Here is a 7,491-nt window from a genome sequence, read left to right as displayed (position 1 = left end):
GGCCCCCCCCCCCTGCCGCACGAGATACGGCTCGTCACCGGAGGTATAGACCAGTGTGGCGATCCCGGCGGAGTCGAGTGCGGCGATGTTGTCGGCCGGTGTGGACCCGTCACCGAGACGCAGATCGAGAACCGCGAGATCGAGATCGTCGGTGATCGCGAGCAGGTTGGCAACGGTGGCCGCGCCGGCCACCACCTCCACCGTCTGCGACATCGAGAGGAACGCACGCAGTCCCTCGATGATGGATTCGTGGTCGTCGATCACACCGACACGCAACACCCGACACCGCCTCAACTCGGTAACGCGTTCCCACAGTAGGCCGCACCGACCGTTGCGGCACCGCATAATCGCCGATGTGGGTGTACGGCAGGCCGGTGAGCGGACCCGCCCGAGAACCGGGTTGGGCGAGTGGGTGGTGGCGGCGACGGCCACGGAGGGCCCCGCGCCGCAGTCGGAGTCGGCCCACGACCGAACCAATCGGTGCTACGCGATCTTCGCCGGTGCCGCCTACCTGATCTTCTTGCCGTTCCTGATACCCGCGATGACGCAGGCGGAGGCGGTCGCCGACCGGTGGTGGACGCCGCTGGCGGTGACGGTGGCCGTCGTCCCGGGGCTGGCGCTCGGGGTACACGGCGTCGCGTCGGCGAACTCCGCGGTCCGCCATGGCCTCGCCGCGGCCGCTGCCTCGGGCGTGCTGGTGGCCGCGGCGCTCTGGCCGATCGCGTGGACCGGGGCGCAACTCGACGAATCGACGGTCTTCTGGCTCGGACCGTTCGCGGTGCTGGGCACGATCTGCGCGCTCGTGGCGTGGTCGACGACGGTCGCCGTGGTGTATCTGGTCCTGGTGGCGTGCGGGGTGAAGGTGGCCGGCAACATCGCTCAGCAGACGCCGTCGTTGCTGATCATGATCACCGATGTCGCGTGCAGCGCGATGTTCGCACTCGTCGCGTTCGCGGTGGGCACCGCAGGTCTGCGCACCGCGGCCGCACTCGACGAGACGAGTACCGCGACGATCGCCCTCGCCGAGGACTCCGCTGCGGCGCGGGCCCGCAGTGCGCAACGTACCGTTGCCCGCTCCCTCACCCACGACACGATCATCGCGGTACTCCTCGAGGCCATCCGTGACGACACCTCGAACCGGGTGGCCGATCGTGCGAAATCTGCTGCCGCAGAATTGGATTCCGTACTGGACGAGGCTTCCGCCGTTCATTCCGATGCCCACCTCGTGGCGGCCGGGATCGCCGGCGCGGCACGGCGCAACGATCCGGCGATGCAGGTGACCATCGATCTGCGCGCCGCAGAGGCGGCGACCTTGTCGATGACCGCGGCGTCGGCGGTGATCGGCGCCACCGCCGAGGCCGCACGCAACTGCTCCCGACACCTACCTGCACACACCCCGCGGCGGTGTCACGTCACCGTGGGTGATCAGGAGATCCGCTCGACGATCACCGACGAAGGGCCGGGTTTCGATCCTCGCGCCGTACCCCCCGAACGACTGGGCATCAGGGTTTCCATCGAGGAACGGATGTCGCGAGTCCATGGCGGTCGCGCCACGGTCACGTCCGCACCCGGCGCAGGCACCACGGTGAGCCTGGCCTGGCGGACCGAGCAGGCCGAACGTGCGGTCGACGCCGGGGATCTCCTCGGACTGCGGTCGGGCACCAGCAGGTTGATCGGGCTGGGCATCGTCGCGGTGATGATCATCTCGGCCATCGCCAATCCGGGGCCGGTCACCGCACCCTGGGTGCCGGTGGCTGCGATCGCTGCGCTCATCTTCGCCGCGGTCCTGCTCCTCGCGGACGGACCCGACCCGATACCGATGGTCGCATCGCTTCTCGTCATCACCGCAACCGGATTCATGTGCGGCATCTACCTGTTCGACATCGACTACGCCGGTGACGTGATCCCGCTGTGGATCACCGGGCCGCCTGCCCTGATCATGGCCGTTCTGGCGTTGCGTGGGCGTCCCCGCATCGCCGTCGTCGGCTTCCTCGGCACGCTCGCCGTCACCGGGGCCTGGGCGACCGCCGAGATGGGTGGCCCCGTGCCCGGACTCCTGTTGATCGGGCCGTCCGGTGGTTTCGTCGCCATCGCCATCGTCTTCGGCACCGTCAACCGCTCCGTGGCCCAGGCCCTCGTGTCGGCGCGCGCCCGGGCGACCGAGACCGCCGCCGAGTCCGCGGCGACGCGCGCGGCCGCCGACGAGCGTGCCGTCCAGCTCGCACCGATCACCGCACTGGCACGTCCACTGTTGATCTCGTTGGCGCAGGGCGCCCCGATCACACCTGCCCTGCGTCTGCACTGTGCTCTCACCGAGGCCCGATTGCGGGATCTGCTCCGGGCACGTGGGCTGTGCACCCCGGATCTCGATGACGCGGTCGACGATGCCCGACGCCGCGGGGTGATCGTGACCCTGCTCGATGATCGCGGCCTGGACCAGTTCGATGACCACGACCCGCCACCGCTGCCCGGGGTCGCGACCGACACGATCGTCGATTCCCTCCGGCAGGCCGACGAAGGCACATCCGTACGTGTCAGGGCGTCACCACCGAATCGCCGCACCGTGGTGACGGTCGTCGTCGAGTCCGATGACCTCTACGAGTTCACCGAGATCGACAGCCGGGGTGAGGTGCGCACCCGGGTCACCGATGGGGTCTAGACTCGGCTTCGTGCCCTCCTTGCGCCCACTGGAGTGGCCGGTGTTCCGCCAGTTGCGCACCGGCGACAGGTTCGGCCGGGGTCCGGCCGTGCAGTCGGCGCAGACCCGCGACATGGCACCGCGCACCGCCGACGCCGACGAGGTCGTGCAAAGTGTGTGCCCCTTTTGCGCTGTCGGATGTGGGCAGAAGGTCTATGTGAAGGACGGCCGGGTCATCCAGATCGAGGGTGACCCCGACTCCCCCATCTCGCGCGGACGGCTGTGCCCCAAGGGCGCATCGAGTGAGCAGCTGGTCAACAATCCGATGCGGCAGACCACGATTCGCTATCGGGCGCCGTATGCCACGGACTGGACCGACCTCGACCTCGACACCGCGATCGACATGATCGCCGACCGCTTCGTCGAGTCCCGCCGCCGCACATGGCAGGACACCGACGAGCAGGGCCGGATACTGCGCCGCACGATGGGGATCGCCTCGCTGGGCGGGGCGACGCTGGACAACGAAGAGAACTACCTGATCAAGAAGCTCTTCACCGCGGCCGGTGCCATCCAGATCGAGAACCAGGCGCGTATATGACACTCCGCCACGGTTCCCAGTCTGGGGACCTCGTTCGGACGCGGCGGCGCCACCCAGTCCTTGCAGGACATGGCCAATGCGGATTGCATCGTGCTCATCGGCGGCAACATGGCCGAGGCACACCCGGTGGGCTTCCAGTGGGTGGTCGAGGCACGCGCGCGGGGCGCTCGGGTGATCCACGTCGATCCCCGCTTCACCCGCACCTCGGCCAACGCCGACAAGCACATCTCGATCCGGGTGGGGTCCGACGTCGTGCTGCTCGGTGGGCTGATCAACTACATGCTCACCCATGAGCGGTACTTCCGGGAGTACGTCGTGGCCTACACCAACGCCGCGACGCTGGTGACCGAGGACTACCGCGACACCGAGGATCTCGGCGGTCTGTTCTCCGGGTTCGATCCCGAGACCGGCACCTACGATCCGACGACGTGGGCCTACGACGACCCGTCCGACGGCAAGGTCGCCTCGCCCGACGGCCACGAGCACGGGGCGTCGGCCTCGGCACGCGCCGCCGGCGACGAACACGGTTCGGGCGGCCCACCCCTCGAGCACGCGCGGGTACGCCGCGATGAGTCGTTGACCCACCCGCGCAGCGTCTTTCAGATCCTCACACGCCATTTTGCCCGGTACACACCGGAAATGGTGCGCGACATGTGCGGGATCTCGATAGACGACTTCACCTATCTGGCCGAGGCGATCGCCGACAACTCCGGCCGCGACCGCACCACCTGTTTCGGGTATGCGACCGGATGGACACAGCACACCCTCGGGGTGCAGTTCATCCGGACCGCGGCGATCCTGCAGTTGTTGATGGGCAACGTCGGTCGGCCGGGCAGCGGGATCATGGCGTTGCGCGGGCACGCCAGCATCCAGGGGTCGACCGACATCCCGACGCTGTTCAACCTGTTGCCCGGTTATCTACCGATGCCGTCGGTCGGTAAGCACGACACGCTCGCCGATTACCTTGCCGCCGTGGGTTCCCCACAGCAGAAGGGGTTCTGGGCGTACGCCGACACCTACATGATCAGCTTGCTCAAGGCCTGGTTCGGTGACAAGGCGACCGCCGAGAACGACTGGGCCTACGATCTCCTGCCGCGTCTGTCCGGTCCCGCGGGGACCTATCAGACCACCGTCGACATGCTCGCCGGCAAGGTCGAGGGCTATTTCGTGCTCGGGCAGAATCCGGCTGTCGGGTCGGCCAACGGCCGCCAGCAGCGGATGGCGATGTCGAAGCTGAAGTGGATGGTGGTCCGCGACCTCAACATGATCGAGTCGGCCACCTGGTGGCGCGACGGACCCGAGATCGCCTCGGGTGAACTACGCACCGCCGACATCGGCACCGAGGTGTTCTTCATGCCCGCGGCCACCCACGTGGAGAAAGCCGGATCCTTCACGCAGACACAGCGAATGGTGCAGTGGCGCCACCAGGCCGTATCGCCGCCCGGGCAGGCGCAGAGCGAGTTGGATTTCTTCTACGAGCTCGGCCGGCGTATCCGGGAACGGTTGGCCGACTCGACCGACGAACGCGACCGTGCGCTGCTCGATCTGACGTGGGACTACCCGCTCGACGAGCACGGCAACCCGGATCCGGAGGCGGTGCTCTCGGAGATCAACGGGTACTTCACCTCCGGGCCGCACGAGGGCGAGAACCTCACGTCGTATACGCAGATGGCGGCCGACGGATCGACCGCGGGTGGTTGCTGGATCTACACCGGGGTGTATGCGCACGCCACCAATCAGGCGGCCCGCCGGGTACCGCAGGGCGGTGAGTCGGTCAGCCAGCACGAGTGGGGTTGGGTGTGGCCCGCCGATCGGCGCATCCTCTACAACCGCGCGTCCGCCGACCCCGAGGGCCGACCGTGGAGTGAGCGCAAACGCTACATCTGGTGGGATGCCCAGGCCCGCAGGTGGACCGGCGACGATGTGCCCGACTTCCCGGTCGACAAGGCGCCCGATGCGCGGCCCGATCCGGACCTCGGCGGCGCCGAGGGGCTGGCCGGTGACGACCCGTTCATCATGCAATCCGACGGCAAGGCCTGGCTGTTCGCGCCGAAGGGGCTCGTCGACGGACCGCTGCCCGCACACTACGAGCCACACGAGTCGCCGGTGGCCAACGCCCTGTATCCGCAACAGCAGGCGCCGGCGCGGATCACCTTCGCGCGCAGGGACAATCTGGGTGCGCCGAGCGCCGGTGACCGGGGCGACGAGGTCTACCCGTTCGTGTTCACCACCTACCGGCTGACCGAGCATCACACGGCCGGCGGGATGAGCCGGTGGTCGCCGTTCCTGGCCGAGCTGCAACCGGAGTTGTTCTGTGAGGTGTCACCGGAATTGGCGGCCGCGCGCGGACTGGTGAACGAGGGATGGGCGACGATCATCTCGCCCCGCTCGGCGATCGAGGCGCGGGTGCTGGTGACCGATCGGATGACGCCGCTGCGCATCAACGGCCGCGAGGTGCACCAGGTGGGCCTGCCGTATCACTGGGGGCAGGGCGGCGACGCCGTCGTCACCGGCGACGCGGTGAACGACCTCCTCGGCGTCACCCTCGACCCCAATGTGCAGATCCAGGAGTCGAAGGTGGCCTCCTGCGACGTGATCGCGGGCCGGCGCCCACAAGGTCCCGCGCTGCTCGACCTCGTACGCCGCTACCAGGAACGCGCCGGGGTCACCGTGGAGACCGACAACACCCGGATCACCGACCCGGCACAGGAAACGGTGTATCCCGAACCAGGCGAACCAGGAAGGTCTGATTAGATGGGCCAATTGTCCGGACCGACCGACCCGACCGCGGACGCCCACTGGGGCGATCGCGAACGGCCACGGAAGGGATTCTTCACCGACACCTCGATCTGCATCGGCTGCAAGGCATGTGAGGTCGCCTGCAAGGAGTGGAACGGCAATCCTCGCGACGGTGATCTCGAGTTGACCGGCATGTCCTACGACAACACCGTCGCCCTCGGCGCGAGTACCTGGCGGCACGTCGCCTTCATCGAGCAGAACCGCGAACAGATCAGTGCCGCACGTGAATCCGGCCGCGCACTCACCGATCTGGGGATGCCCGCGGTGCCGGGCGCGGCCGGGGCGCCGACGTCGACCGACAACCCGCAGGAGGTCGGTGAGGTGCAGGGGGTCGCCGGTGTACAGGCTGATGTCAGTCCACCGGATACCCCCGAGTTCCGGTGGCTGATGTCCTCGGATGTGTGCAAGCACTGCACACACGCCGGGTGTTTGGACGTCTGCCCCACCGGCGCGTTGTTCCGCACCGAATTCGGGACGGTCGTCGTACAACACGACGTGTGCAACGGATGCGGAACCTGTGTTGCCGGTTGCCCGTTCGGGGTCGTCGAACGCCGCTCGGACGGCACCGTCGAACCCACCACCCGCGAGGGCCAGCGCAAGGGTGAGCAGCCCCCGGTGCCCAAACGTGGTGTCGCACAGAAGTGCACGCTCTGCTACGACCGGCTCGTCGACGACGAGACCCCGGCCTGTGCCAAGACCTGCCCCACCACCTCCATCAAGTTCGGCGACCACGACGACCTCGTCGACGCCGCTCACGAGCGAGTCGCGCACCTGCACGCACAGGGCATGACCGAGGCCCGGCTGTACGGGGCGAACACCAACGACGGCGTCGGCGGTACCGGGTCGGTGTTCCTGCTGCTCGACGAACCCGAGGTGTACGGGCTGCCGCCGGACCCGCGGGTGTGCACCGCCGACCTGCCGAGCATGTATCGGCGCGCGGGTGTGGCCGCCGTGGGAATGCTTGCCGCCGCTGCGGTCTCGTTCCTCACCGGGCGCGGGCGGTGAGCTCCTGATGACCTCCGAGTACGACGCGCTGCGCCCGCCCGAGCCGCCACGACGCCGCGACCGCATCCGCAATCGGGTCGCGCGGCGACGGCGTGGCACCGGTGGGACCGACGGGTCGCGTGAGATGTCGATGGTGCCCCACGCCGAGTTCGAGAAACTCACCGGCGAGGGCTACTACGGCCATCCGGTGGTCAAACCACCGCCGTGGGGCGACGAGATCGCGTTGTACCTCTTCCTCGGTGGCATCGGCGGCGGGTCGGGTGTGCTGGCTGCAGGCGCCCAACTCACCGGGCGGGATAGGTTGCGCCGCAACGCCCGACTGGGCGGCTTGGCAGCGGTGGGGTTGGGTGCGGTGGCGCTGGTCGCCGACCTGGGTCGGCCGGACCGGTTCTACAACATGTTGCGGACCTTCAAGGTCACCTCTCCGATGAGCGTCGGATCGTGGATTCTC

At 68.4% G+C, this 7,491-nt stretch carries 4 protein-coding genes and 1 pseudogene; 4 read left to right on the top strand and 1 reads right to left on the bottom strand.

From position 1 onward, the window contains the following. Positions 1-279, bottom strand: a pseudogene (locus B1964_RS03260) (response regulator transcription factor); the annotation flags it as partial. 76 nt (positions 280-355) lie between these two features. Here B1964_RS03260 and B1964_RS03255 point away from each other — a divergent pair. The 4 genes from B1964_RS03255 to nrfD all read left to right on the top strand — a co-directional run. Further along, a complete protein-coding gene (locus B1964_RS03255) occupies positions 356-2,659 on the top strand; it encodes an ATP-binding protein (protein WP_079928795.1) in 2,304 nt (767 codons plus the stop codon). Next, a complete protein-coding gene (fdh, locus tag B1964_RS03245) occupies positions 2,649-5,990 on the top strand; it encodes a formate dehydrogenase (RefSeq protein ID WP_172398740.1) in 3,342 nt (1,113 codons plus the stop codon). The genes B1964_RS03255 and fdh overlap by 11 nt, the downstream gene beginning before the upstream one ends. Then, the gene (locus B1964_RS03240; RefSeq protein WP_079928789.1) at positions 5,991-7,040 is read left to right on the top strand and encodes a 4Fe-4S dicluster domain-containing protein; all 1,050 of its coding nucleotides are present in this window, start codon (positions 5,991-5,993) and stop codon (positions 7,038-7,040) included. It begins immediately after the preceding gene. Positions 7,041-7,047: 7 nt separating this feature from the next. After that, the coding region (nrfD, locus tag B1964_RS03235) for an NrfD/PsrC family molybdoenzyme membrane anchor subunit (protein WP_172398739.1) at positions 7,048-7,491 on the top strand (444 nt) is incomplete at its 3' end.

Origin of the sequence: Gordonia sp. i37, from assembly GCF_002043085.1 — a bacterium.
Taxonomy (GTDB): domain Bacteria; phylum Actinomycetota; class Actinomycetes; order Mycobacteriales; family Mycobacteriaceae; genus Gordonia; species Gordonia polyisoprenivorans.
This window is presented reverse-complemented; position numbering and strand designations above follow the sequence as displayed.